Source organism: Micromonospora sp. NPDC048040, from assembly GCF_055587185.1.
This window is the reverse complement of record NZ_JBVJGT010000058.1, coordinates 1-24,498: the sequence shown is the minus strand read 5'-3', so window position 1 is coordinate 24,498 and position 24,498 is coordinate 1. Positions and strand designations below refer to the sequence as shown.

22 protein-coding genes are annotated in these 24,498 nt (G+C 73.3%); 5 read left to right on the top strand and 17 right to left on the bottom strand.

What is annotated here, in order from left to right; translation table 11 throughout:
* Positions 1 to 37: 37 nt before the first annotated feature.
* Together ACZ6O2_RS31245 and ACZ6O2_RS31240 are read left to right on the top strand one after the other, a co-directional pair.
* Positions 38 to 1,792 (top strand): 2-isopropylmalate synthase, encoded by a 1,755-nt coding sequence (locus ACZ6O2_RS31245; RefSeq protein ID WP_466025421.1) that lies wholly within the window; start codon positions 38 to 40, stop codon positions 1,790 to 1,792.
* A gap of 223 nt (positions 1,793 to 2,015) precedes the next feature.
* Entirely contained in the window at positions 2,016 to 2,966 is a 951-nt protein-coding gene (locus ACZ6O2_RS31240) for an alpha/beta fold hydrolase (protein ID WP_350712335.1), read from the top strand.
* On the opposite strand, the gene fxsT is transcribed toward ACZ6O2_RS31240, so the two are convergent.
* The 17 genes from fxsT to ACZ6O2_RS31155 all read right to left on the bottom strand — a co-directional run bounded on the left by fxsT (position 2,960) and on the right by ACZ6O2_RS31155 (position 21,935).
* Positions 2,960 to 6,874 (bottom strand): FxSxx-COOH system tetratricopeptide repeat protein, encoded by a 3,915-nt coding sequence (gene fxsT, locus ACZ6O2_RS31235; RefSeq protein WP_466025420.1) that lies wholly within the window; start codon positions 6,872 to 6,874, stop codon positions 2,960 to 2,962. The two genes, ACZ6O2_RS31240 and fxsT, sit on opposite strands and share 7 nt — an antisense overlap.
* Complete coding sequence (locus ACZ6O2_RS31230) at positions 6,871 to 8,079, bottom strand: TIR-like protein FxsC (RefSeq protein ID WP_466025419.1); 1,209 nt, start codon at positions 8,077 to 8,079, stop codon at positions 6,871 to 6,873. The genes fxsT and ACZ6O2_RS31230 overlap by 4 nt, the downstream gene beginning before the upstream one ends.
* Positions 8,066 to 8,746, bottom strand: a complete 681-nt coding sequence (locus tag ACZ6O2_RS31225; RefSeq protein ID WP_350712332.1) for a TIR-like protein FxsC — start codon at positions 8,744 to 8,746, stop codon at positions 8,066 to 8,068. The genes ACZ6O2_RS31230 and ACZ6O2_RS31225 overlap by 14 nt, the downstream gene beginning before the upstream one ends.
* 77 nt (positions 8,747 to 8,823) lie before the next feature.
* Entirely contained in the window at positions 8,824 to 9,645 is an 822-nt protein-coding gene (locus ACZ6O2_RS31220; protein ID WP_466025435.1) for an AAC(3) family N-acetyltransferase, read from the bottom strand.
* A 20-nt stretch (positions 9,646 to 9,665) separates the two neighbouring features.
* On the bottom strand, positions 9,666 to 12,011 hold the full coding sequence (locus ACZ6O2_RS31215) for an FxsB family cyclophane-forming radical SAM/SPASM peptide maturase (RefSeq protein ID WP_466025434.1): 2,346 nt from the start codon (positions 12,009 to 12,011) through the stop codon (positions 9,666 to 9,668).
* Complete coding sequence (locus ACZ6O2_RS31210) at positions 12,001 to 12,174, bottom strand: hypothetical protein (RefSeq protein ID WP_466025418.1); 174 nt, start codon at positions 12,172 to 12,174, stop codon at positions 12,001 to 12,003. Before ACZ6O2_RS31210 ends, ACZ6O2_RS31215 begins: the two co-directional genes overlap by 11 nt.
* A 95-nt stretch (positions 12,175 to 12,269) precedes the next feature.
* Complete coding sequence (locus ACZ6O2_RS31205) at positions 12,270 to 13,172, bottom strand: DUF4231 domain-containing protein (protein WP_466025417.1); 903 nt, start codon at positions 13,170 to 13,172, stop codon at positions 12,270 to 12,272.
* 47 nt (positions 13,173 to 13,219) lie between these two features.
* Positions 13,220 to 13,666 carry a SitI3 family protein gene (locus ACZ6O2_RS31200; protein WP_466025416.1) on the bottom strand — a complete coding sequence of 149 codons (447 nt, stop codon included), beginning with the start codon at positions 13,664 to 13,666 and terminating at the stop codon, positions 13,220 to 13,222.
* A 12-nt stretch (positions 13,667 to 13,678) separates the two neighbouring features.
* Complete coding sequence (locus tag ACZ6O2_RS31195; protein ID WP_466025433.1) at positions 13,679 to 14,101, bottom strand: CdiA C-terminal domain-containing protein; 423 nt, start codon at positions 14,099 to 14,101, stop codon at positions 13,679 to 13,681.
* Between the two features lie 152 nt (positions 14,102 to 14,253).
* The gene (locus tag ACZ6O2_RS31190) at positions 14,254 to 14,781 is read right to left on the bottom strand and encodes a DUF6244 family protein (protein ID WP_466025415.1); all 528 of its coding nucleotides are present in this window, start codon (positions 14,779 to 14,781) and stop codon (positions 14,254 to 14,256) included.
* An 81-nt stretch (positions 14,782 to 14,862) separates the two neighbouring features.
* On the bottom strand, positions 14,863 to 16,044 hold the full coding sequence (locus ACZ6O2_RS31185) for a hypothetical protein (RefSeq protein ID WP_350712327.1): 1,182 nt from the start codon (positions 16,042 to 16,044) through the stop codon (positions 14,863 to 14,865).
* Positions 16,041 to 16,553 carry a SigE family RNA polymerase sigma factor gene (locus tag ACZ6O2_RS31180; RefSeq protein ID WP_466025414.1) on the bottom strand — a complete coding sequence of 171 codons (513 nt, stop codon included), beginning with the start codon at positions 16,551 to 16,553 and terminating at the stop codon, positions 16,041 to 16,043. The genes ACZ6O2_RS31185 and ACZ6O2_RS31180 overlap by 4 nt, the downstream gene beginning before the upstream one ends.
* A 156-nt stretch (positions 16,554 to 16,709) precedes the next feature.
* A complete protein-coding gene (locus tag ACZ6O2_RS31175) occupies positions 16,710 to 19,808 on the bottom strand; it encodes an FG-GAP repeat domain-containing protein (protein ID WP_466025413.1) in 3,099 nt (1,032 codons plus the stop codon).
* Between the two features lie 108 nt (positions 19,809 to 19,916).
* Positions 19,917 to 20,039, bottom strand: coding sequence for a hypothetical protein (locus tag ACZ6O2_RS31170; RefSeq protein ID WP_350712324.1), 123 nt, complete (start codon positions 20,037 to 20,039; stop codon positions 19,917 to 19,919).
* Between the two features lie 79 nt (positions 20,040 to 20,118).
* Positions 20,119 to 21,177 carry a tryptophan--tRNA ligase gene (trpS, locus tag ACZ6O2_RS31165; RefSeq protein WP_466025412.1) on the bottom strand — a complete coding sequence of 353 codons (1,059 nt, stop codon included), beginning with the start codon at positions 21,175 to 21,177 and terminating at the stop codon, positions 20,119 to 20,121.
* Between the two features lie 84 nt (positions 21,178 to 21,261).
* The gene (locus tag ACZ6O2_RS31160) at positions 21,262 to 21,438 is read right to left on the bottom strand and encodes a hypothetical protein (protein ID WP_350712322.1); all 177 of its coding nucleotides are present in this window, start codon (positions 21,436 to 21,438) and stop codon (positions 21,262 to 21,264) included.
* 47 nt (positions 21,439 to 21,485) lie between these two features.
* Complete coding sequence (locus ACZ6O2_RS31155; RefSeq protein ID WP_466025411.1) at positions 21,486 to 21,935, bottom strand: PRC-barrel domain-containing protein; 450 nt, start codon at positions 21,933 to 21,935, stop codon at positions 21,486 to 21,488.
* Between the two features lie 287 nt (positions 21,936 to 22,222).
* On the opposite strand from ACZ6O2_RS31155, the gene ACZ6O2_RS31150 reads away from it, so the two are divergent.
* The 3 genes from ACZ6O2_RS31150 to ACZ6O2_RS31140 all read left to right on the top strand — a co-directional run bounded on the left by ACZ6O2_RS31150 (position 22,223) and on the right by ACZ6O2_RS31140 (position 23,811).
* Positions 22,223 to 22,690: a hypothetical protein gene (locus ACZ6O2_RS31150; RefSeq protein ID WP_466025410.1), complete on the top strand. Its 468-nt coding sequence runs from the start codon at positions 22,223 to 22,225 to the stop codon at positions 22,688 to 22,690.
* A gap of 144 nt (positions 22,691 to 22,834) precedes the next feature.
* On the top strand, positions 22,835 to 23,398 hold the full coding sequence (locus tag ACZ6O2_RS31145; RefSeq protein ID WP_466025409.1) for an alpha-ketoglutarate-dependent dioxygenase AlkB: 564 nt from the start codon (positions 22,835 to 22,837) through the stop codon (positions 23,396 to 23,398).
* Positions 23,399 to 23,550: 152 nt separating this feature from the next.
* Positions 23,551 to 23,811 carry an SCO4848 family membrane protein gene (locus tag ACZ6O2_RS31140; RefSeq protein WP_466025408.1) on the top strand — a complete coding sequence of 87 codons (261 nt, stop codon included), beginning with the start codon at positions 23,551 to 23,553 and terminating at the stop codon, positions 23,809 to 23,811.
* The last annotated feature ends 687 nt before the right edge of the window (positions 23,812 to 24,498 follow it).

Genomic DNA, 24,498 nt, shown 5'->3' with positions numbered 1-24,498 from the left:
GATCCGAAGACCTTTTCGCTAGGACGGGGGAGGCTCCATGGCAAAGGCGACTTTTCCGGTAGGACAGGTGAGGCAGCGGGCGAGCCGGCTGCCGTACCGGCGGTACGCGCCCGTGCCCGCCGTGGATCTGGCCGACCGGTCCTGGCCGGCGAAGCGGATCACCACGGCGCCGCGCTGGTTGTCGACCGACCTGCGGGACGGCAACCAGGCGCTGCCGCACCCGATGGACGTCGACCGCAAGACCCGGCTGTTCCGGCTCCTCGTCGCCATGGGCTACAAGGAGATCGAGATCGGGTTCCCGGCCGCCAGCCGGACCGAGTTCGAGTTCACCCGCCGGATCATCGAGAACGGCGAGATCCCGGACGACGTCCTCATCCAGGCGATCGTGCCGGCGCGCGAGGAGCTGATCCGGCGTACGTTCGACGCGCTCGCCGGCGCGCCGCAGGCCATCGTGCACCTGTACAACTCGACGTCGCCGACGCAGCGTCGGGTCGTCTTCCGGGCGGACCGCGGGGGCGTGCTGCGCCTGGCGGTCGACCACGCACGCCTGTGCCGGGAACTCGCCGACGCGCACCCCGGCCGGATCGGGTTCGAGTATTCTCCCGAGTCCTTCTCGCAGACCGAGCTGGACTTCGCGCTCGACGTCTGCGCGCGGGTCACGGAGGTCTGGGACCCGGCGCACGACCGGGAGATCATCATCAACCTGCCGGCGACAGTCGAGTGCGCGGGGCCGCACGTCTTCGCCGACCAGGTGGAGTGGATGAGCCGCAACCTGCCCCGGCGGGAGCACGTCTGCCTGTCGCTGCACCCGCACAACGACCGCGGGACCGGGGTCGCCGCGGCCGAGCTGGGCCTGCTGGCCGGCGGCCAGCGGATCGAGGGCTGCCTGTTCGGCAACGGCGAGCGCACCGGCAACGTCTGCCTGGTCGTGCTGGCCCTCAACCTGATGAGCCAGGGCGTCGACCCGCAGATCGACCTGTCCGACATCGACGCCGTCCGGCACGAGGTCGAGCAGTGCACGGGGATGCGGGTGCCGGAGCGCTACCCGTACGCCGGCGACCTCGTCCACACCTCGTTCTCCGGGTCGCACCAGGACGCCATCAGCAAGGGCCTGCGGGCGTTGTCCGAGGACGCGGCGGACCGGGGCGTGGCGCTGTCGCAACACCGGTGGGACGTGCCGTACCTGCCCATCGACCCCAAGGACATCGGGCGCTCGTACGAGGCGATCATCAGGTTGAACAGCCAGTCCGGCAAGGGCGGCGTGGAGTACCTGCTGCGGTCCTGCCACGGGCTGACCCTGCCGCGCAGCCTCCAGATCGAGGTGTCGGGGCTGAGCCAGGCGGTGTCCGACGACGAGGGCAGAGAGGTGTCCGCGGAGGAACTCTGGGCGGTCTTCCGCACCGAGTTCCTGCCGGCCGCCCTCGACGTGCAACTCGTGTCGTGCGAGGTGTCGGCGGGCGCGCCGGGGCCGGGCGCGGTCAAGGTGGAACTCGCCGTGGGCGGCGGGCCGCTCGTCGTCGGCGGCGACGCCGGCCACGGGTTGCTGCCGAGCATCGCGCGGGCCCTCGCCCAGTCCGGCCCCGCACCGGTCGTCCTCGACCACGTCGAGCAGGCGTTCACCCTCGACGAGGAGCCCGGCACGCTGGCGTACGTGCGGTGCCGGGTGGACGGTCGGGCGGTCTGGGGGTGCGGCTTCGACCCGGACCCGACGGCCGCCTCGCTGCGCGGTCTGTGCGTGGCGCTGCACCGGGCCGGCTGGCGCCCGTCCGCCGTCCTGCCCTCGCAGGGGTGAGTCCACGCCGCCGCGCCTCGGCCGACGGCCAGCCGGAAGTTCCAGCCGAGGTGGGCCGGTAGGTGTCGTTTCCGACAGATCCGGCCGGTTGTTGAACCTCGCCATAGCGGCGCGACCGGGCCGACCATTAGGCTCATTTGCTGAGTGGGGCCGCCAGACATCGCCTTCACTCGATGCCGGGTTGCGAGTATTGGCTGGTTGCGGCACCGAAGGGCAGGATGGTGTGACCCGAGACGGCGAGCCAGGGGCCGACTTCGCCACACGCGAGGACAGCAGACGCGTGGCGTACGAGGTGACCGGCGCGCCCGACGGATTCCCCGTCTTCCTGCTCCACGGCACACCCGGCAGCCGCCGTGGCCCGAAGCCCCGCAGCATCGTGCTCTACCGCATGGGCGTCCGGCTGATCGCCTACGACCGCCCCGGCTACGGCGACTCCGACCGGCGCGAGGGCCGGGACGTCGCCGATGCCGCCCGCGACGTCGAGGCGATCGCCGACCACCTCGGCGTGGAGCAGTTCGCCGTGGTCGGCCGTTCCGGGGGTGGCCCGCACGCCCTCGCCTGCGCGGCGGACGCCGAGCTGCGCGGCCGGGTGGCCCGGGTGGCGGTGCTGGTCAGCCTCGCCCCGTGGAACGCGATGGAGTTGGACTGGGTCGGGGGCATGAACACCGGCAACGTCCGGGGGTTCGGGGTGGGCACCCCCGACACCGCCGCCGTGGTGGAGGAGATCCGCCAGCGCGCCGAGCGGGCCGCCGCCGATCCCCGGCTCCTGCTGGCGGATCTGCGGACGGAGATGAGCGCGGCGGACCGTCGGGCGGTCAACGACCCCGCGCTGCGCCGGTTGATCACGGACACCTACGAGGAGGCCCTCCGCGCGGGCCCGTACGGGTGGATCGACGACGTGCTGGCGTTCCGCCGCAACTGGGCGTTCGACCTCAAGGCGATCGACACCACCGTGACGCCCGTCCGGCTGTGGCACGGCGCCGACGACAACTTCGCCCCGGTCAGCCACGGCCGCTGGCTGGCCGCGCAGATACCCGGCGCCGAGATGGAGATCCGGCCCGGCGCGGCGCACTTCGACGCGGTCGAGGAACTGCCGCGCATCCTGCGCTGGCTCACCGACCCCGCCGCGGCGCTGAGCGGCGACCTGCTGATCGGGGCGCGGCCCGGTCAGTAGGGGTGCGGGTCGAGGACCCGGCGCACGTACCGCCCGTCCCGCAGCAGCACGACGCTGGGGTGGTGCTGCCCGATCCGGTTGGCGAGCCGGTCGGCGATCCGCATCCGGCCGATGCTCACCCGCCCGCCGGAGGCCGCCTGGTTGGCGGTCTCCAGGTTGCCCCGGCTGCGCAGCGTGTCGGGATGCTCGGACCCGAGCACCTCGGCCAGCCGCTCGACCACGGCCCGCAGCCGCTCGCGCCCCTCCTCCGGGTCGCCGGCGAGGATGGTGAAGACCGCCACGTTGTTGGACGCGGCCATGGTGAACGGGTGCCGGTCGCCGAGCGTGGCGAGCAGCGCCGCCGCCGCGGCATCCGTGAGCGACCGGCTGGCGCCCGTGTCGCCGGCGTCCCACAGAGCCACGCCCAGGTTGACCCGGCAGACCAGGGAGTACGGGTGCTCGGGCCCGAACACCCGGACGAACATCTGCTCCACCTCGCCCAGCTCCGCCAGCGCCTGGGCGCTGTGGCCCTGCAGCATCAGGTTCGCCGTCCGGCTGAGCCAGCTGAACAGGGTGTCCGGGCTGGCCGGCCCGAGGGTGGCCAGCAGCCGCTGGTAGGTCTCGTCGAGCAGGTGGGACGCCTCGTCGATCTCCCCGGTGCTGCGCAGCGACACGGCCAGGTTGGCCTGGGCGGTGAGCACGTCCCGGGAGTGGTCGCCGAAGAGGTTCCGGTAGCCGGTCACCACCTCGCGCAGCAGCGCCACGGAACCCTCGTAGTCGCCGGTCTCCCGCAGGTCGCGGGCGAGGTTGTTGGCCGACGCCAGGGTGTTCGGGTGCTCCGGACCGAGGACGACCCGCAGCCGGCGGTTGGTGGCCTGGTCACCGTCGAGGGCCCGGTCGAACATGCCCATCAGCCGGTAGGAGGCGGCCAGGTTGTTCGCCGCGGTCAGGGTCCGCCGGTGGTCCTCGCCGAAGACCTCGACCGACGCGGCGTACGTCCGCAGGTCACGCTCCAGGGCCTCCTGGTAGCGGCCCAACGTACGCAGGTCGGCGCCGAAGCCACCCGCGGTCATCAGCGTGTACGGGTGGCTGTCGCCGATCAGCTCCTCCTGCTGGCGCAGGGTGTCCTCGTCCAGCCCGTGGGCCTCCTCGAAGCGCCCGAGCCGGCGCAGCAGGTTGGCCAGGTTGAACCGCAGGTGCAGCAGTTGGACGCGCAGCTTACGGTGCTCCGGCCCGTCCGGCGGCAGCTCCGCCAGCAGCGCCGACCAGACGGCGTCGGTCTCCCGCGCGTACCGCTCGCCCTGCTCGTAGCCGCCGTTGACGTAGATGTAGCGGACCCGGTCGATGACGAGCTGCCGGACGTCGTCGTCCTCGCAGGAGATGGCGTCGGAGCCGTCGAGGTGGGGCCAGAGGATGCGGAACCGCTGCTGGTTCGCCGGGTCCTCCACCTCGCCCGGCGGGCGGGAGCCGGCGAGGATCTGGTGCACCTCGTGCTTGGCCGCGACCAGCTCGTCGTCGGACATCCGGGCGCGCAGCGCGGCCTGCAACAGCCGGTGCACCTGCACCCGGTGCGCGTGCGGGTCGAGCTTGATCAGCGCGAGCTTGTTCATCCGCTGCACCAGTGCCGCCGCGATGTCGCGTTCGGACACCCGGTCGGCGACCCGGGCGGCCACCACCGGGTCGTGGGGTGCGATGACCCGGGCGACCTGGTCGCCGTAGAGCAGGTCGAGGGAGATCTCGGGGGCGAGCACCGACGCGAGCTGCAGGAGACGGTACGCCCCCGGCGAGCCTTCCATCAGCCGTTGCAGCGGAAGGTCCCAGACCTCGGTCTCCAGGCCGGTGCGGCGGAGCCCGGCCAGGTACTCGTCGACCGGCGTCCGGGTGTCGGCCAGCCACGCCCCGACCGTGGCGACGAAGATCGGCACGTTCTCCACCGCGTCGGCGACCTGCTCGGCCTCGGCGACGCTCATCAGGTGCTCGCCCAGCCGGGCGCGCAGGTGCGCCACGCTCTCCGCCCGCTCGAACGCGTCCACGTCCACCGCCCGCGCCAGGTCGCCCCAGTCAGGGTTGCGGGTGGTGACCAGCACGTGGCCGTTGCCCTGCGGGAGGTACGGCCGGACGTGCTCGTACTGGTCGGCGTTGTCGAAGATCAGCAGCCAGTGCGGCGGCGCGGTGCCGTCCGCGCGGCGCTCGGTCTGGCTCAGCCGCTGCCGCAGGGCGCGGTTGGTCTCCGGCATCGTCGTCTGGGTCGGCAGGCCCAGTTCCTCGCTCAGCTCCACCATGCGCACGTCGACGAACTGCGGCGGGTCGGCGGCGACCCACCAGATGATGTCGTACGCGCCCCGGAACCGGTGGGCGTACTCGATGGCGAGCTGCGTCTTGCCGAGGCCCGGGCCGCCCCGCAGCGCGACCGGGGTACCGCCGCCGCCGGCCGCCTTCAGCTCCTCCCGGAGCCGGCGCAGCAGCTCCTCGCGCCCGGTGAAGCGGGCGTTGCGGGCCGGCGCGTTGAACACCGCGGCGCGCACCCCGGGGAAGCGGGCGGGGCGCAGGCCGGCCGCGCCCACCGTCCGCCCGACCAGCTTCAGCAGGTGCGCGGCGGCCTCCTCGGCCGTGAGGTCGTGCACGGCCGTCCAACTGCCGATCGGCACGTCCGGGACGGGCGGGGTGTCGTCGACGTACACGGCCAGCCAGGCCGGCGCGCCGCGGTCGCTCTCGGGCACGCCGAGGGCGCGTCGGGCCGACTGGTAGGACCGGGAGACCAGGCGGAGCTCGCGGAACGCCGTGCCCGACGGCACCGGCGTCGGGTCGTCGAGCGGGGCGGCCACCACCCGCAGGTCCGCCGAGTTCAACACCGACTGCGCCCACTCCGCCCAGACGTGGTCCTCCGGCACGTGCCGCAGCACGACCAGCTCGTCGACGACCGCCGGCTTACGCTCGAAGCGCTGCACCGTCTGGCGGCGCAACTGGTCGTCCATCCGGGGCAGGCCGGTGATCCTGCCGTTCGTGATGTGGCTGGTCAGCGTCTCGTACGCGCTCAGCAGGGTGGTGCGGCCCCCCGGCTCGTCGCCGAAGGTCGCCAGCGTCTCCTCGTACGCGTAGTACGCCCGGTAGGGCACCTCGACGGTGAGCCAGTAGTGCTGCCGCTCGGTGTCCGTCATGCCACCGGGCAGGCCGGCGAACCGCTGCATGGCCAGCGCCCGGCCGGCGTCCCGCTTGCCCTTCTCCCCGTCGTCGACCCGCATCGGCACGGGCAGCACCCGCCGCGCCCGCCGCCCCTCGTAGTCGCGGACCCGGGCGGCCACCGCCGCGGCGCCGTCGATGCCCTGGTCGCTGAGGGTGAAGCAGTCGACGAGGACGTCCGGCAGGTGGATCGTGCAGATCTCGGCGACGTCGCTGATGCCGGTGCGGCTGTCGATGAGCGCGTAGTCGTAGTGCCGCTTCATGTCCTCGCGCAGCGCGTCGAAGAACTGCGCGCCGCCCAGCCGGTTGTAGAAGTTGTCCCAGTTCAGGCCGGTCACGCTGGTGGCGTAGTCGGGGTTGTGCCGGCCGGCCAGGAGCAGGTCGAGGCTGCCGCCGCCGGGGAACTCCCACCCCACCGAGAACGCGTACCGGTGGACCCGGGCGTACTCGCGGTGCCAGTCGCCGGGGCGGGTGCTCCCGGCGCCGTCCTCCTTGCGCCGTCGGGCGTTCTCCCACTCGTAGTCGAGGATCAGGTCCATCACGCCGCCGGTGGTGGCGACCTGTTCCGGGTCGAGGAACGGGGCGTAGAACCGGTGCAGGCCGGGGGACTCCAGGTCCCAGTCGGCGACGAGCACCCGCTGGCCGTTCGCGGCGAGGATCCACGCGGTGTTGGCGAGTGCCATGGTGCGGCCCGTGCCACCCTTGTACGAGTAGAAGGTGACGACCTGGCCTTCGCGCGATGGCGTCATCGTTCGTCCTTCCCTCGCGTGACGTCGAACGGCCGCACCGGCGGCGTCGGGCTGCTTCCTGGCGGTGCCCCGGTCGGCCGTACCGGCCGCAGGCTCGGCTTAGGGGTGGCCGGGCCGTCCGGCGGGTCGACCGGGCCGTGCCGGAGGAACTGCTTGCGGGCCTCGGTCACCAGCAGCGGCGCGCAGCGCTCGAACTCGTCGATCGCGCGCGCCGGCAGCACCCGGGGGAAACCGGCGTCCTGCAACGTACCGGCGATCGACTCCGGGCCCGGCTCGCCACGCTCGTGCTCGGCGGCGATCACCAGCGGGACCACCCACCGGGGCAGGCCCGCCAGCGCCGACCGGGCCGCGGCGGCGCCGGTGGCGGCGTCCACCAGCACGACGGTGGGGCTCCCCGGAGCCAGGGCCCGGGCCTGTGCCAGGTCGACGACCCGGGTGGGCAGGCCGAGCCGCTCGGCGGTCGCGGCCACGTAGTCGGCCACCCCCAGCTCGTGCTGCCCCGCGTAGGGCCGCCACCGGGCGTGGTCGGTGAGGGTGGTGACCACCAGCGCCGCGCCGCCGCTGTCGGTGACCGGGTGGCTGGCCAGCGTCGCCGCCCGGGAGCGCGGCAGCGGCTGGGTCTCCGTCACCGTGACGATCCGCTCCGCCAGCGCGGTGAGGACCCGCTCGTACGGCCGCCGGTAGGCGCTGAGCTTGCAGAGCGCGCGCAGGCCGTTCTCGGCGTAGTCGGCGCGGTCGTCGGTGTCGGCGACCAGGTCGAGGGCCTGCGTGGTCTCCGGCCGGTCGCCCCAGGACGGCAGCGGCAGCCACAGCACCGGCAGGAGGTGCCGGTCGGCACGCGCCGGGCCGAGCCGGGTGAGTCGGCTGCGGAACGACTCGCGCTCGCCGAGTGCCCAGGCGTTGCGGAAGTAGTTGGGCGAGTGCAGGGGCACGAAGACGTGCGTGAGGCTGAGCGCCTCGGTGAGCGTCTGCCGCAGATCCGCCCCGGGGCTGACCAGACCGTCGAAGAAACCGGCGTCGAGGTCACCGGTCCTCGTGGCGCCGCGCCGGACGGCCGCGGCCAGGTCCTGGAAGAACCGGCTGACCCAGTAGTCGGTGTCCGGCCGGGGCGCGGCCGACAGCGGCACCGAGTGGGCGTAGCTGAGGAAGAAGTAGGTTTCCCGGCGGGGGACGGCTCGGGGCTGCGGGAGGTCAGACCACGTCATGCCCGACCTCCTCGAACGTGTCGCGCAACTGCCGCACGTCGTCCGGGACCTGCGCCCGCACCCAGTGCGTCTGGTACGCCCGCGCGATCCGCTGTGCCAGCCGCCAGACCACCGCGTCGTAGGCGTCCTTGCCGTTCTTGCCGAGGCTCAACAGGCCGTAGATGCCCTCGTCGTGGTACTGCGGGGCGATGTCCGAGGGTAGCCGGGTGGGGGTGAACATCTGCCGCCGCGACACGACCTCCGGCAGGCGTCGACGGTCCACCACCGACCAGTTGACCGGGATCACCGGCGTCTCCCCCGCGGACGGATCGGCGCCTGGGCGGGTCAGCATCCGCCGCCGGGTGAAGGCGTCCCACTCCCGCGCGCACCAGGCGCTGTTCAGGTACTGCGGCGAGACCAACGGGATGAAGACCTGGCAGTGGCCGGCGGCGAAGGCGAGATCCTCCGTCCACACCTGCCCGCCATCGAGCATCCGGTCCATGAAGCCCGCCGTCCGGCCGGGGCCGAGGCCGAGCAGCTCCACGACGTGGTCGGAGAGGTCGACGAAGAGCTGGAAGACCTTCTGGTTGGTGTCGCGCGGCGGCGCCGCCACCCGGTTCTTGGTGCGGGCGTAGCTGAGGAAGAACACGGGGGCGCTCTCGTCCTCCCAGTACGTTTCCTCTGTCACCTACCGCTCCCGACCGGCGCAGCGAGTCCCGGCTGCCCACAGTATCGACAGCCGCCAACTCTCGGCTGCCCGGCCCGTCACCCCCGGTGTTCATCCATCCACCCCCGGGCGAAGTCGACCGCCGCCCGGAGGCCCACCAGCCGGCACTCGGCGCCCCCGACCCGACCGGGCCGCACCCCTCCGGCGTCGGTCAGCGCCCGGCCGATCAGCGGGAAGTCGGCGTCGTCGAGGTCCGGGGCGTGGAAGTCCCGTCGGATCCGCCGCCCGTCGGGGCCGCGCACGTAGCACCGGTACGACCGCTCGGCGGGCGGCCGGCGCAGCCGGTACTCGGCCAGGTGGAACGCGGTGCACGCGGACCAGTCGACGCCGAGCAGCAGCACGACGGCGTCGGCGGCGTAGAGCGCGCCGAGGGGCGAGCGTTCGCCGAGGTGACAGGCGAGGTCGTGGACGGCGGTCAGCCGGGCCGCCCCGGGGCCGAGGGCGGCGAAGGACGTCTGCGGGTGCCGGCTGCGCAACGCGCCCGGCTGCCGGCGTACGTGCTCGGCGAAGATCCCCATCCCCTCCGACGGGCTGTGGTCCGGGTCGAACGGCGCGATCGCCGCCTCCACCGCCGCCACCTCGGCGCCGGTCAACCCGGCGGTCGCCGCCCGGAACGCCCGCGACGTGACGGAGTTGCCGGCCGTCTGGGCCGGTACGACCACCGTGCCCCGCTCCCCCAGCACGTCCCGCAGGGCGCCCAGCAGGGCCGCGGGGCCGCCCGCGACCGGCCCGACCCGGGACAGGGCGCAGTGCACCAGCACGGTGGCGCCCGGCGGCAACCCCAGCTCGCGCAGGCCCCCGGCCAGCGCCCCGCGCCCGAAGGCGGGGTGCCGGCCCGGCGCGGGGTCGGCCCGGCGCACGCTCGGCAGTGCGCCGCCCGTCACGGCCACCCGTCCACCGTCGCGCGCATCCGTCGGACGAACCGGTCGCCGGGGGCCGTCAGGACGCCGAGGTCGAGCAGGGCGTCGATCGCCCCGTCGGTCCAGGCACGGTAGCGGCGGAAGTGCCCCTCCGCGACCGGGCCGGGCCGCCGCCGCCACACGTCGGCCACCGCCAGGTGGGCGTAGACGCCGTGCAGCGCGCCCTCGACCGGCCGGGGATCGTCGCGCCACGGCACGGTCAGCGTCCGGGTGTCGTCGCGGTCGAACAGGTCGCAGACGTCCAGCGCCGCGCTGAGCTTCAGGTGCTGCACCTCGTGCACCAGCAGCACGGCGAGGGTGGCGTCGTCGGGTACGGCGGTGACGGCCACCGCGCCGAAGGCCGCGCCGGCGGCGGCGCTGCGGAACCGGCCGGTGCCGTCCGCGCGCAGCGGCACGACGGCCCGCAGCAGGGTGCGGACCCCGGCCGCGTAGTCGGGCGCCTCGACGTCGATCCGCCGGACCGCCCGCGCCAACTGCCGCGTCCACCCCAGGGCGGCGGCGTCGGTCAGCCGGGGCTCCACCGGGACGTCGTAGCAGTCCCGGTGCGGGTCCGTGTCCTCCAGCAGCAGCCGATGCCCGTCGACGCCGACCGCACGCACCGGCAGCCAACCGTCCGGGTCGTCCGCCCGCGCCGGGTCGTCTGCCCGCGCCGGGTCGCCGTCCCGGCCGGCGTCGGGGATGACCCGCCGGCCACCGACCCGGACGTCACCCTCGTCGGTGGCGAGCCGGACGACGCCCCGCTCGGCGCGCCCGGCGATCGCGCCGAGCGTCGGCAGGCCGACCAGCCCGTCGCGCACCGGCACGGGCAGATCGGCCCGGACCCGGGCGTGCACCGCGGCGGCGGCCGCCACGCAGGCCAGGTACGACAGGTCGGCCGCCCCGTCCCGGCACCGCCGGGCCCAGCGCCGCACGAACGGGTGGGTCAGCACGGCGCGGACCGCCTCCGGGCGCCGGTCGTCGAGGTCGACCAGCAGCCGCCATCCCTCCGCGGCGACCGGGTCGGAATCGACCCGGTCGCTGAGGGCGACCAGCAGGGCGCGCACCAGCGCCAGGTGGATCGCGGCGAGCTGCTCCGCCGAGCCCGCCGTCCCCGGCCCGGCGCCGAGGTCGTCGAGCACGTCCGGGCTGAGCGAGTCGGCCGGGCGGGCCGGCTCGTCGACAGCCGGGGCCGCCGTCACCACGCGGACGAGTTTCAGCAGGTCCGGGCAGTAGACGGACGGGTTGTCGAAGCCGTTGCCCGCCCGGTACCGATGGGCGTAGAGACCGCCGCCGCAGTGCCGCACCACCGGACACGCTTGGCACGTCGCGCAGAGCCCCGCCAGACCCGTCTGCCGGACGGCGATCCCGGGGTGGGCCGCGGCGTCGTCCACCCGGTGCCGGAACACGTCCAGGCCGGTGGCCGCTGCGCCCTCGAAGGCCGACTTGAGCGAGTCGACCTGCTCGAAGGTGCCGTCGGTCTCGACGACGACCAGGTCGGCCGGGCCGAGCCCGACCGCCTCGCTGCGGCTGCCGTGCCCGGACGCGGTGGAGATCAGGGACTCCAGCAGGCGGATCGGCACCGGGCGCCCGTCGGCCAGCCAGCGCCGGTGCACGGCCAGCAGCCAGTCGGCGTACGGCGTGGCGCGGCCGTCGGGGCGGGCGGGCGGGTTGTCCCAGTTGGCGTGCGGCAGCAGGAAGTCGACGTGTGGCGGCTCCTCGGCCAGCAGCGCCTCGTACACCCGGATGGGGTCGTTGGCCACGTCGACGGTGCAGAGGATGCCCGCGTAGGCGGACCGGTAGGCGGGACTGCGCAACAGCGCCAGGGCCCGCAGCACCTGGCGGTGGCTGCTCGCCCCGTTGGCGTGCCGGCGGTGCCGGTCGTTGGCGGCCCGGTCCCCGTCGAGCGATATCCCGACCTTGATGTCGTGGGCGACCAGCACGTCGCAGATCGCCGGGGTGAGCAGCACGCCGTTGGACTGCATGCGCAGGTCGAGCCGCGCCACCGGGTCGACGGCGCGGCGCAGGGCGGCGGCGGTGGCGTCGAGTCGGGCGGCGCCGGCGAGCAGCGGCTCGCCGCCGTGCAGGACCACCCGGACCCCGTCGAGCCGGTGCGCCGCGGCGTGCTCCGCGATCCGCCCCGCGACGGCCTCCACCGTCTCGGGCGCCATCATCCGCGGCTGGCGTCGCCACGACTGGTCCGGGTGCTCGTAGACGTAGCAGTGGTCGCAGGCGAGGTCGCAGCGGCTGACCAGCTTGAGCACGTACTGCGTCAGCGGGGCGACGCGCCCCGTCGGCTCGCCGCCCGCCCCGGCCGGGTCAGATCGCAGAGATGAAGGCCGCGACGTCGACACGGGCCGGACGGTCCTCCCTGCGGGCGGTCACGCGGGCGACGGACCGGGCCCGGTCGAGGGAGATCCGGCCGAGCGGGGTGCGCCGGAGGTCGTCCAGTGGCGGCGGGGTCGGATCGGGCTGGCGTACGGTGCGATCCACGTCGGTTCCCCCATTTGGGTCGGGAGTGGACGGACGCCGTCCACCGCGACGGTCAACGACACTATCGACGATGCTATATGGCACAGCGCGTGATGTCACTGCTGCGCAGCGCCATCTTGCTCGATCGTCTTCGCCATCCACCCCTCGTTGGACAGCGAGATGATCCGTTCCGTCTCCGCGACGAACGCGTCGTCGTCGGTCCAGCCCCGCCCGGCCTCGCGGGCCACCCGCAGCCGCGTCAACTGGTCGGCGGTGCGGGCGTACTCGATCTGGTGGTGCTCGTACTGCTGGGCCGACCCGTAGCCGACCAGCGCCGTGGTGACGGCCGCCGCGACGCCGATCCAGGCGGTGAGCCCGAGGTTGTCACCGAGCACCCCCACCGTCGCGGACATCAGGGCGGCGGCGACCGTGAGGGCGGTGGTGGCGTACCGGATCCGGCGCGCCGCCCGGGCCGTCCGGCGGGCCCCCGGCAGGTAGTAGTCGTCGACCTGCCGCCGCAGCCGTTCCGTCAGGTACGTGGCCACGTCCGAGACCGCAGGCAGCGGCCGACCCGCCGGCGGCGCGTCCAGGGTGCGGCCCACCAGATCGCCCGCGTCGTCCATGAGCGCGTCGAGTCGGCCGAGGAGGACGGCATCCCGGTCGGCACCGCCGAACGGGACGACCCCGGCGAGGTAGCGGTGAACGTCCGCCTTCAACGCCTCCGAGACCGAGCGGAGCCGGGCCCACGCGTGCACCGCGTCGCGGCCGGCCCACCGGGCCGCGACCGGCACCAGGAGCAGCGCCGCCGCCGCGACGATCGCGAGCGCCCGGCCGGCGCCGCGGTGGGTCTGCCCGAGCTGGTTGGCGAGGGTGCCGCACACGGCCGCGCCGACGGTGAGCGCGGCGACGGCCAGGCGCGCCCGGGTGATCACCCGCTTGGCCTCGACGGCCGCCCGTGACCAGGCGGCCTGCCGCTGCCACACCATCTCGACCGCTGCCGAGGTATCGAAGTTCGCCACGATCGGATGGTAGGACGCCGACGCCCGCCCCGGCCGCGGCGACCGGGTCAGCGGGGCAGGAAGCTGTCGTGCGCCTCGTCGTACCAGTCGGCCTCGTTGTGCCGGCGAATCGTGCCGTCGACGCGGGTCAGCATCAACCAGTTGTCGTTGAGGACCAACGCCGCGTCCTCGGACCGGTCGGCCAGGATCCGGCCCACGGTCCGCAGCATGTGGGGCCTTCCCTGCTCGGTCAGGGTGTCCTTGCGCATGCGGAAGTCGACGTCGACGTAGGTCTCCGGCTCCCACTCCCACAGGCCACCGTCGTCCTCGGCTGCGTAGTAACCGTGGCTGCCGGCGACGATGTTGACGACGTAGCCGCGCTCTTCGTTCAGGTTGGCGTGCAGCATCCGGTCGCCGGTGAGTGTCGAGGTTTCCGTCGCCCCGGGAGCAGCCAGCGCCGCCACGTCCTCCAGTGGGACGTCACCCGCGAGGGTCAACCGGTACTCGATAGACATGCTGCCTCTCCCTCAGTCCCGCGGGACTATCTGAATGATCGCACCGCTGCGCGTCACCGCCGCCAGTTCCTCGAGCCCCGGCACCGGCCAGTCGTCGAATTGTTTCTGCAAGGTGGTGGGATCTCCCCGCCAGTCGCGGAGGTTCAGCACCACCCGTTGGGTCTGACCACGAGAGACCTTCCTGGACACCATGCTCCAGACGGATCGCGGCGGCACGGAGGACGTGGGCGAATAGCAGTCGAAGACGTGGCCCTCGATGAGGTAGTCGGGTGCCGTGTCGCTGTCGCCGACGTCACCACTGCGCAACCGAGCTGCCGCGATTTCCTGCTTCGTCGGGTTCTGGTGGACCCGGTAGCCCCTGTCGGCGAGGGTTTCGGCACAGTCGTTCTCCAGTTCCAGCGATCGTCGCTCGCTTGGCCTCTCCTTGGGCGGGATGCGGGTGCGTGGTCCGGTCGGTGCGCCGCCGGGAACCCCGGTGGGTTGCCTGGTCCACGGCACGAGGCTCGGGGTGCCGCCGCCTGCGGCGGGGACGGTGGAGGCGTGATCCGCGGGGGTGGGGCCGGTCGGCGTGGCGCCGCCGGCCCCGGTCAGTTTCCCGACGACCCCAACTGCCGTGCCTCGGCGATCGCCGTGTCGACGGACTGCCGGGCGGTGCCGGTGCGCTGCACCGTCAGCACCAGCACCTGCTTGACGTTCTCCAGCGCCTGCACCAGCGGCCCCGGTTGCCCGCCCTGCAGGACGGTGGTGACGAGTCGTTGCGCCTCGCCGACCTGGGCGATGGTGGCGGCGGCCGCGCCGCGCATGCCGTCGATCGCGGTGCCCACGGGGGTCAGCCCGGCGGTCGTCTCGTCCGGGGTGGCCTCCTGCGGGACGGCCGCGGTCGCCTTCGCGGCCTCGCCGAGCGTGGTGGCGAGGCCGCCCAGACCACCCCGGATTCCCGCGATGGCGTCCCGCACGCGGGCCAGGCCCGCCGCCACGGCGGCGAAGCCGGCGCCGGCGGCCCGCAGGGCCACCTCCTGGGCCTGGTTGTCGGCGGCGGCCGCCAGCCCCTGGGCCCTGTCGACGCCGGCAGTCAACGCACGAAGCTCCCCGGTGATCTTCTCGATGTGCGACACGGCGTCGACTTCCCCGATCGAAGGCAGTAAGGATGCTCGAAGCTGCAAAATAGCGACAACCGTCCGTCGCCACCAGACCGGTCACCCGGTCCGGAGCCACCACAGCACGTGGTTGTTGCCCATGTCGGGATCCGGCCGGTCGCTGCGGATGTCCGTGGTGAAACCCCAGTCGGTAACGCAGGCGTCGATCTCGAACTCGAAGGTCAGGTCGACGCTCTCGCCCGGCCTGAGTCCCCGGTGCCCGCCGTCCTGCGCGGGATGGCCGGGGGTGTCGAGCCAGTAGGGGCCGTCGTACGAGCCGTTCGGCAGGAATGCGCCGCCCCGCCACTCCAGGTGGAACCGGTCGGAGACCTGCCTGCTGTGGTTCGTGACGGTGAACGTCACGGAGACGTGGCGCGTCGCTCCCTCGCACGGCCCGGAGACGGCCCCGGCGACGGGTGTGGCCACGGTCAGGCCCAGGTCGACGGGGCGCTGCCTCACCGGAAAGCTGGTGTCCCCGCCCACCTGCCCGTAACCGTCGCCGTTCCAGGCGTACTGCCGCTCCTGGCGCTGCTGGTCGACGGCGGCGCGGGAGTCGGCGACGGTGGCCGTGAGGCCGCCGCGCGGGCGGGGACCGATGTCGACGATGGCCGGCATCTCGGCGGTGGTGGCGACGACCTGGCCGAGGGTGGCGACGCGGCCGGCGGCGTCCCGGTCGAACGCCACCACCTGCTCCGCGCCGTGCCCGCACCGCAGCAGCGCGGCGGTCTCCAGCTCGGCGTCCCCGTCGAGGTCGGCCTGGCGCAGTTCCACGACGCCCACCCTGGCGCCGCTGACCTTCGCCGACGACGCCAGCCGGACGAGGCCGTCGGCGCAGGTCGCGCCGGACGGACCGGTCCAGGGCCAGCCGGGTACGGCGACGGGCGCGGCGGTCAGCTCCGCCAGCGTGACGGGGCCGCCGCCGCGTGCCGGGAGCGTCTTCGACGGCGACGCGCTCGGTGACGGCGTGGCGCTCGCGCTCATGCTCGGCATGCCGGTGGTGTCGGTGCTGGCCCCGACCGTGGCCGGGTCCGGGCCGGGTTGGCCACGGCCTGTGCCCATGAACGCCGCCACCGGCAGCACGGCCACCAGACCGGCGGCGACGGTCGCCGTGGTGACCCGCGTCCTGCGCCGCCGGGCGACCATGTCGCGTACGCCGCCGGGGGGACGGACGGTGGGTCCGAGGTCGGCGGTCAGTTGCTCGAAGGCATCGTCGATCAACTGGACGTCGTCGTGCTCGCTCATGACGCGTCTCCTCTGAGTTGGCTGGCCAGCGCCGCACGCCCGCGGCTCAGCCAGGACTTGACGGTTCCCTCGGCGACGCCCTCCTGGGCCGCGATCTCGGCGACGGAGAGCTGGGCCATGTGGTGCAGCACGACGGCTCGGCGGTGCTTGGGCGGCAGCGTGGAGAGGGCCCTGACCAGGGCGACCCGGTTGGGGTCGGGGCCGTCGACGACCGTCAGGCGCTGCCGGCGGAGGAAGTTGGCCGCCGTCCGGCGGCGCCGGAAGCGGCTCGTGGCCAGGTTCCACGCCACCTGCCGCACCCACTGGGCCGGGTCGTCGTAGTCCCGGATCTTCTGCCAGCGGACGTACGCCCGGCAGAAGGCTTCCTGCACGAGATCCTGCGCCTCGGCGAGGTCCCCGGCGTACGCGTACAGCTGGAGGGTGAGCGACTGGAACCTGGCCCGGTAGAACTCGTCGAAGTCGGTGGCACGGGCGTCGTCCGGCGTCACGACCATCGGCTTGGCCGGCATGGCATCACGTCGCCTCTCATCCCCGTGGCTGCGGCTGGCGTCAGCCGTCACAGGCACACGCGCGAGCGGACCGGTGGGTTGCACCTGGTTCCGCCCGGAGACGGGACCGCCCCCGGTCGCCGTGGGCGTCCGGGGGCGGTCCGTGGTGGGGCACGCTCAGATAATGATCTTGAACATGTTCCAGCCGCTGCCGGCCTGGATCCGGGCGGCGAAGGAGCCGTTGCCGAGCCCGGAGTAGCGCCAGAGGAGGCCGCCCGCGTCGCGGGCGACAAGGTCGTTGCGGCCGTCCTCGTCCAGGTCGCCGATGGCCACGACGCTGTTGTAGATGTTCCAGCCGGCGTAGACCTTGACGCGCGCGCTCCAGCCCTTGTTGCCGTTGCTGAGGTAGTGGTACATCACGCCGTTGGCGTCGATGCCGAGCAGGTCGCCGTGGCCGTCGCCGTTGAGGTCGCCGGCGCCGATCACGCGCGGGTACATGCCCCAGCCGGAGCCGACCTGGACGCGGGGGTTGATGCCGCCGCGGCCGGTGGTGGTGTAGAGCCACAACTTGCCGTCGGAGTCGATGCCGAGGATGTCGTGGTGGCCGTCGCTGTTGACGTCCCCCGGCGCCAGGATCGACCGGTACATCATCCAGCCGCCACCCAGGCTGACCGTGTTCGCGCCGCCGAAGCCCAGGTGGCCGGTGCCCAGGTGCGCCTTCATGTACCCGTTGCCGTCGCGCACGAGCAGGTCGGGATACGCGTCGCCGTTGTAGTCGCCGAACGGCACCAGGGCCGAGGTCCGCTCGGCGCCCGAGCAGCTGAGGCACCAGTTCTCGGTGTACCCGTTGCTGTAGAGCTGGCCGCGCGGGGACGTGGGCCGCGTTCCGTACCAGTGGCCGTCGCCCGTGGACTTCACGCCGAGCAGGCCCGGCCCGCCAGCACAGGAATAGCCGCGGAAGGGAAAGGTGCCGCACTGGACGACCAGCTCGCCGGAGCCCACCGTGACCGGCGCGGCGGATTCGGTGGGCGTGCCCTTCAACGTCCAGGTATAGGCGCCGTTGAGGGCCGCCTCCCCCGACGGCAAACTGCCGTCCCACCGCAGGTAGAGGGCCGTCCGTGCCTTGCCGCCGCCAGCGCGGTGGACCAGCTCGCCCGTCCACTTCCGGGTGATCGTGAGCTCCCAGCTCCAGAGCGGACGGCTGGGCCGAGCGTCCGCCTGCCAGGGAAGGCCGCCGTGGCGCGGGTACACGGAGTCGTCCGCGATCAGGCTGCCGAACTGGGGCGCGGTGCTCGGCACTCCGGTGTCGAGCACGTGCACCGCCCGGTCGGCGTCGACGTACGCGACGCCGGAGCCGTGCCGGTCGACCGCCCAGCTGACGCCGCGACTGTCGGCAGGGGTGCCGGCGGGCAGCTCGGCGAGCGTCACCGGGGTGTGCAGGGCGCCGTCGTGGAAAGCGGTCATCCGCAGCGCGCCGGTCTCGTGCCGGACGAGGAAGCCGTCCCCGAGCAGGGCCGGCCCGGCCGGCACCGTGAGCTGCGTGTTGCTCTGCAGGTCGCGGACACCCGCGGGGCCGGTGGCGCCGCACGCCCAGTAGAGCCAGCGGGCGCTGGTCTGCACCTCGGTCGGGACGCACGCCGTGCCGGTCGAGATCGTACGCGTGGCCTTCCCGGTCGACAGGTCGATCGCCATGAGCTGGCCGGCGGTGGTCGTCGCGCTCCACAGCGTGCCGAACCACAGGGCGGCCCCGGTCTTCGGCATGGTCTTGACCACGTGGTCCGAGGTCGTGCTGACGACGTACTGGTTGTCCGACGCGCCATCGCTCACGAGGAGGTGCGTGCCGGAGACGTCGAGGAGCCGCCCCTTGCTGGTGGGCAGCGGCGTCTGGTCGTAGCCACCCGTGGCCCGGTCCAGCGTGAGGGCGGTGTCCGTCGTGTCCGACGAGACCAGGTACGCGGCGCCGGCGTTGGTTCCGTCGACCAGGCGCACGCACGCCACGTCCGTCGCGCACGGCACCGGGGTCGAACGGAGCACGACCCGCTCCCCGGACGTGTACCGGGGGTCGGGGAAGACCGGGTGGTTGGAGGCGACGTATCGGGCCGCACCTGTGTTCGGCGCCACCTCGGAGTGCACGTGCCGCAGCAGGCCCTGCCGGTAGCTGATCCCGGCGTTCGCCATCAGGTCGCGCACGGGAAGCACCGGCGTGAGACTCGGCGTCTCGCCGGGCCGCCCCGTGATCCGGTGTACCGCCCAGTCCTTCGGGCCGGAGCCGCCGACCACCAGGGCCGTGCCGTCCGGCCCCTGGACGAGCGCCCGGAGATCCCAGGAGATCTTCGGCAGCAGCGTGGGCCGGGGCGCGGTGGTCTGCACCGGCACGTAGATCGCCGGGAAGTACTCGCCGGTGTCGTTGGCCTGGCTCCGGCTGATCACCAGCCCGCCGTCCACGACGACCGTCCGGAGGAGGCTGTCCTGCGGGACGGTCACCAGCCGGGCCGAGGTGTCGGTGCCGCTGGTCAGGCCGCTGCGGGAGTAGAGGTGGTACTGGCCGCTGCTCGACATCCAGCCCACGGTGTCGCCCGAGAGGCGCCAGAAAGTCGAGGGGACGCCGTTCGGGATCCGCTTCACGGTCGCGGTGGCGAGGTCGAGCAGCCCCATCCGCTGCCCGCCGTCGGCCAGGTAGCCGACCACCACCGAGGTCTCGTCCCCGGCCGGCGGCAGCCCGCTGGGCTTGGCGTCCGCCGGGATGCCGGTCACCGGCGTCGTCGTCCAGGTGCCGTCGGCGGCGGGGGTGCGCAGCTCCAGCTCCACACCGGTCAGCGGCGGCTTGCGCAGCAGCATCCGCCGCCCGTAGACGCCCCAGAGGACGTGGTCGGTGGGGATCTCCCACTGCTGCCAGCTCCGGTCGGCGAGGTCGAGCACGCTGACCTTGCCCGGCGCGGGCCGGGCGGGCACCTGGGCGGTGGTGAAGACGCTGTCGCCGCCGGCCGGCTTGAGCGCCGACGGCTGTACGCCGGCCAGGTCCTCGACCACGACCGTCGCACCCGTGTCGTAGCGCGTCCAGAGGTAGTCGAGGGAGTTGTTGTGCCGGTGCAGGAAGCCGGTGCGGCCGGCGAAGAAGACGGCCTCGTAGGCGGGCACCGTGGCTTCCGCGGGCGGGATGACGGCGATCTCGCGGGGAGCGGTGCCGGGGTCGGCGGCGGCCGGCGTGGCCGGCGCGGTCAGCAGGCCGAGGGCGAGGATGGTCGCCAGGGCGCCTGCCGGAAGACTGCGGCCCAAAGAAGTTCCTCCTGGGTGGGGCTGCGCACAGATGCGCGCAGCCTACCGGCCGGGCAGCTCGCGGACGTGCCGCCGAACGGCTGATCCTCGGGCCGCCGGGCGGGCGGCTCAGTCGGCCCGGTGCAGCGGCTCCCACTCCGGCGAAGCCTGCGCCTCGACCGCCCGGTCCGCCTCCCGCAACGCCCGCTCCGACACCCAGGCGACCGGCCGGCGGTCGATGGGGCCGGCCATGCACGCGGATCGGGCGCGGGCCGGCGGCCCGGAACCAGGGTGCTCCCGGTTCCGGGCCGGGCGGTGTGCGTACGGCCGCTCAGGCCGGCGTGGTCGCGGCCTTGCGGCGCCGCTCGGCCCGCCGCCGCACCTGGGTGTACGCGCTCGTCAGTCCCATCGCCCGGCGGGCCTCGACGACCGTCTGCCGCACCTCGCGCCGGGTCCGTTCGGTGCCCTCGACGATCAGCTCGTCGACCAGCCCGGGGTCGGCCTCGAACCGCGCCCGGCGCTCGCGGATCGGGTCCAGGAACCGGTTGAGCGCGACGGCGAGCTTCTCCTTGACCTCCACGTCGCCGACCCGCCCGGCCCGGTACCGCTCCTTGAGGTCGTCGACCTCCCCACGGTCGGGGTTGAAGATGTCGTGGTACGCGAAGACCGGGTTCCCCTCGACGGTGCCCGGCACGTCGGCGCGGACCCGGTTCGGGTCGGTGTACATGCCCATCACCGTGCGGCGGACGGTCGCCGCGTCGTCGGAGAGCGAGATGGCGTTGCCCAGGCTCTTGCTCATCTTCGCCCGGCCGTCCGTGCCGACCAGGGTCGGCGTCTCGGACGCGATCATCTCCGGCACGGGGAACACCTCTCCGTAGAGGTGGTTGAAGCGCCGGGCGATCTCCCGCGTCACCTCGACGTGCGCCGCGTTGTCCTTGCCCACCGGGACGACCTGCCCCTTGACGCAGAGGATGTCGGCGGCCTGGAGGACCGGGTAGCCGAGCAGGCCGTACGGCATCTCCTCCTTGCCGGAGTCGCGGGCCATGTCCTTCAGCGACGGCACCCGCTCCAGCCGGGGCACCGTGACCAGGTTCTGGAAGAGGGTGTTCAGGTCGCCGACCTCGGGGATGGCCGACTGGAGGTAGAAGGTCGCCCGCGCCGGGTCGACGCCGGCGGCCAGCACGTCGGTGACCATCTCCCGGGCGTTCACCGCGACCCGCTCGATGTCCTCGCGGGTGTTGCGCGTGGTGAGCATGTGCAGGTCGGCGATGATGAAGAAGCTCTCGTAGCGCTGGTGCAGCCGCACCCGGTTGGCGATGCTGCCGACGTAGTGGCCGAGGTGCAGCCGCCCGGTGGGGCGGTCCCCGGTGAGCATTCGTGGAACAGACACGGTGGTACGCCTTTCGTGCGTGACGGACGAGGTGCGCGCGGTCGCGCGCCGACCGGGAGGGTCCCGGGATCGGTCGGGGTCGGCTCAGTGAGCCGACCGCCATCGCCCGCCGTCGCGGAACCGCAGTCCGCCGGCACGAAGGAGGTCGATCATCTGCTCGCGGCCGTCGCCGGAGCTGGTGGGGAAGGTGGTCACGACGCCGAGCGGGAGGCCGTCGACCGGGTCGACGACCCCCGGCGCGTAGCTGATCGGCCGGACCATGTCTCCCACCGTAACCGGTGTGCCCGTTGCGTGACGCGCGCCCCGGGTCAGCGCTGCCGGTAGGTCTCCCGGTAGTAGTCGCCGACCCGGTCCCGGTAGTCGGTTTCCCCGTAGGCGTCCGGGTCGAAGGCCGGGGACTCCTTGACCTGCTCCCGGGTGCGGTCCACGTGCACGGTGCGGTCCAGGTGGTCGACCCGCGTCACCGTGCCGACCGGCAGCAGCACCTTGCGGCCGAAGATCCACGGCCCGGTGTCCACCACCAGCCAGCGGGCGTCGGTGTCGTCGCTGGCCGCGTCGACCGAGCCGATCCGCCCGTCGGTGGCCTCCACCCGGTAGCCGACCAGGTCGACCGGAGTGCCGGGGCCCGGGGCGTCGGGTCCGTCGCCGGCGCCCTCCGGCCCGCCCGGCGGCGCGGTGTCGGGGCTCGCCCCGGCGTACCCGCCGGCGAGGGCGGCCGGGTCGCGCCAGGCCCAGGGGTTGAACGTCGACGGCTGCACGGGCCACCTCCGATGACGGTCGTTTCGCTTTCCGGGAATCAGTGCCCAACCCGCGCGACCGGGAAACAACTCGGCAATTTTCGGTTCACAGAAATGTCTCGTGCGAAATACGTCATAGTCGTCGAGCATCGATGAATGGCGGCGCATCTCCCCAGGTGGCGTCGGTCGGAACTGGGCAACCGCACATCCGGACGCAATGCGGAGTGTTCACCCGACACATTCGTGCCGTGACCGCCGGCCGACCATTCTGGTCCCGCATCCGTTGCAGGGAGAAGAGGGGGACGCAGATGTACCGCACCATTCGTCGGATCGGGCTCGTGCTCGCCGTCGCGGTCGGGCTCGTCGCCGGGGCCGGCGCCACCGCACAGGCCGCCGTCGTCAACCCGGTGACACCGCAGGCGCTCTGCGGGCTCGGCTACACCGTCCAGGACCAGGACCCGATCCACCACGCGCAGACCGGCGTGCGGCTCGGCACCGTCTACCTGATGTACAACCCCGTCGTCGGGTACGGCTGCACGGTCACCGTCAAGTCCGCGTACGCCGGCTCGCTGACCCGTACCCAGGTCTACCTCGCCGCGCAGTACCTCCCCACCCAGGTCGACGACGGCAACAGGCTGTGGGCGGCCGGCCCGACCAGGGCGTACGTCAAGGGTGCCTGCATCATCTGGGGCGGCTTCATGGCCGATCCGACCGGCACGATCCACTACCACGACCGGGCGAACCCCGCGGTCGGCGGAATCGGCACCTGCTTCTGACGGAGTTGGGAGGCCCCCGGCCCGAGGTGGGCCTCCCGTTTCCGCGACCACCCGTCCGATGCCCGGCCCCGCAATCGTGAAAATGGTGGAACGGTGCGTCGGATGCGCCCGCGCCGGCCTCGCCCTGCCGTTACCGTCGGGCTGATGGGACGGATGCTTGGCGTCCACGAGCGACCGGCGGGTCTGACGTACCAGCCGGACCTGGTCGACCCCGACGAGGAGCGGTCACTGCTCACCGCGCTCGCCGCGTTCGACTTCCGGGAGATCCGCATGCACGGGCAGATCGCCCGGCGGACCGTCCGCCACTTCGGCTTCGACTACGACTACGGCTCGTTCCAGCTCACCGAGGCCGAGGCGTTGCCGGTGGAGTTGCACGGGGTCCGGGAGCGGTGCGCCGCACTCGCCGGCGTCCCGGCGACCTCGCTCGCGCAGGCCCTGGTCACCCGGTACCCGCCGGGCTCGGTCATCGGCTGGCACCGCGACGCCCCCGCTTTCGGACCGACCGTGGTCGGGCTCTCGCTGGGCGCCACCTGTCTGTTGCGCTTCCAGCGGGGCACCGGCGACGACCGCAGGGTGTACGAGGTGGAGTTGGCGCCCCGGTCGGCGTACGTGCTCGCCGGCGCGGCGCGGGCGAGCTGGCAACACAGCATCCCGCCGGTGCCGGCCCTCCGCCACTCGATCACCTTCCGGCAACTCGGCGGCAGGTGACCGGTACGGCCCTGGGCCGCGGGCGCCAGGAGCCTCGCGACCCGGAGCCTGCCGCCCGCGGCCGCCCGGCCGCCGCGACGGCCGTGACCTGCGCCTCGGCCGACCCGCCGCTGCACCGGCCGGCCCGCTGGGCGCTGACATACTCGGCAGTCATGGTGCTGTCGCGCGGTTGGGCGCTCTTCCTCACCGGGGTCGGGATCTGGACCTGGGTGATCTGGCCGAGGTTCGCGGTCGCCATCTGGAAGGACCCGCGATCCTGGTCCACCGGCACGGTTGGCGACTTCCCCGCCACAGGCTTCCTCTGGATCCACGCCCTGTTGATCGCGGCCTCCCTGGCCATCGGCACCACCGTCGGGGTGCTGGGCGTCCGCGCCTGGCTGGCCGGGCGGCGTACCGACCGGTCGAAGCGCTGACGGAAACGCCGTCCGACCCCGCGGAACATCCGGGGCGGCGGGGCGCCGTGCGTGGGGCCCGACCTCCGGAGGAGCCGTCGAGCGTGCTGCACCGCCGCCGACCAGGCCGGATAGCCGGGCGGGAATGGTGTGACGGGGGACGCCACCCACGGATTTGACGTTCAAACCCGCAGACGCGTAACTTTCTCTCTGCCAGCGCGGAACGGGGCGAACAGGGCGAAAGACCTGGAGTTCCAGACCACACTGGTGTCGGGTCGGTCGGGAGTCAGCTCCCGGACGGTACGGGCCGGGCGGGGCCCGCCGGATCTGCCGCGAGGCGGATTTGGTGGAGCGGAGCCGACCGGGTAAGGTTTGACGCCGGCAGGAAACCGGGCGAGCTCGCGGGAGACCGCAGAGCGGCCGGTCTGCCGAAATCCGATGATCAGGTGTGGCGGTCCGCCGCTGCGCGCGTTCGTCGGTGCCAACCCGCACGAAGCACGACAGACCGGGACAAACGGTTTGACACGGCGGAGACGGTGAGGTAAAGTAGTAAAAGTGCCCGGCGCGAGAGCGGCGGGGATGTGAACGAAATGCCCCGGGTCGGGGGTCCCACGGTGTGGGGTTTCCGGGCGGTGTGTGGTTGTTCTTTGAGAACTCAACAGGGTGCTTGATAAGCCAGTGCCAAATTGTTTGATACCCCGGGCTGGC

Bases quoted from the DNA above. Each gene is read 5' to 3' on its own strand.
- ACZ6O2_RS31245 (WP_466025421.1), top strand. From the start codon at position 38: ATGGCAAAGGCGACTTTTCCGGTAGGACAGGTGAGGCAGCGGGCGAGC.
- fxsT (WP_466025420.1), bottom strand. From the start codon at position 6,874: ATGACGCCATCGCGCGAAGGCCAGGTCGTCACCTTCTACTCGTACAAG.
- ACZ6O2_RS31230 (WP_466025419.1), bottom strand. From the start codon at position 8,079: ATGACGTGGTCTGACCTCCCGCAGCCCCGAGCCGTCCCCCGCCGGGAA.
- ACZ6O2_RS31200 (WP_466025416.1), bottom strand. From the start codon at position 13,666: ATGTCTATCGAGTACCGGTTGACCCTCGCGGGTGACGTCCCACTGGAG.
- ACZ6O2_RS31185 (WP_350712327.1), bottom strand. From the start codon at position 16,044: ATGAGCGAGCACGACGACGTCCAGTTGATCGACGATGCCTTCGAGCAA.
- ACZ6O2_RS31180 (WP_466025414.1), bottom strand. From the start codon at position 16,553: ATGCCGGCCAAGCCGATGGTCGTGACGCCGGACGACGCCCGTGCCACC.
- ACZ6O2_RS31170 (WP_350712324.1), bottom strand. From the start codon at position 20,039: ATGGCCGGCCCCATCGACCGCCGGCCGGTCGCCTGGGTGTCGGAGCGG.
- ACZ6O2_RS31160 (WP_350712322.1), bottom strand. From the start codon at position 21,438: ATGGTCCGGCCGATCAGCTACGCGCCGGGGGTCGTCGACCCGGTCGAC.
- ACZ6O2_RS31150 (WP_466025410.1), top strand. From the start codon at position 22,223: ATGTACCGCACCATTCGTCGGATCGGGCTCGTGCTCGCCGTCGCGGTC.
- ACZ6O2_RS31145 (WP_466025409.1), top strand. From the start codon at position 22,835: ATGGGACGGATGCTTGGCGTCCACGAGCGACCGGCGGGTCTGACGTAC.
- ACZ6O2_RS31140 (WP_466025408.1), top strand. From the start codon at position 23,551: ATGGTGCTGTCGCGCGGTTGGGCGCTCTTCCTCACCGGGGTCGGGATC.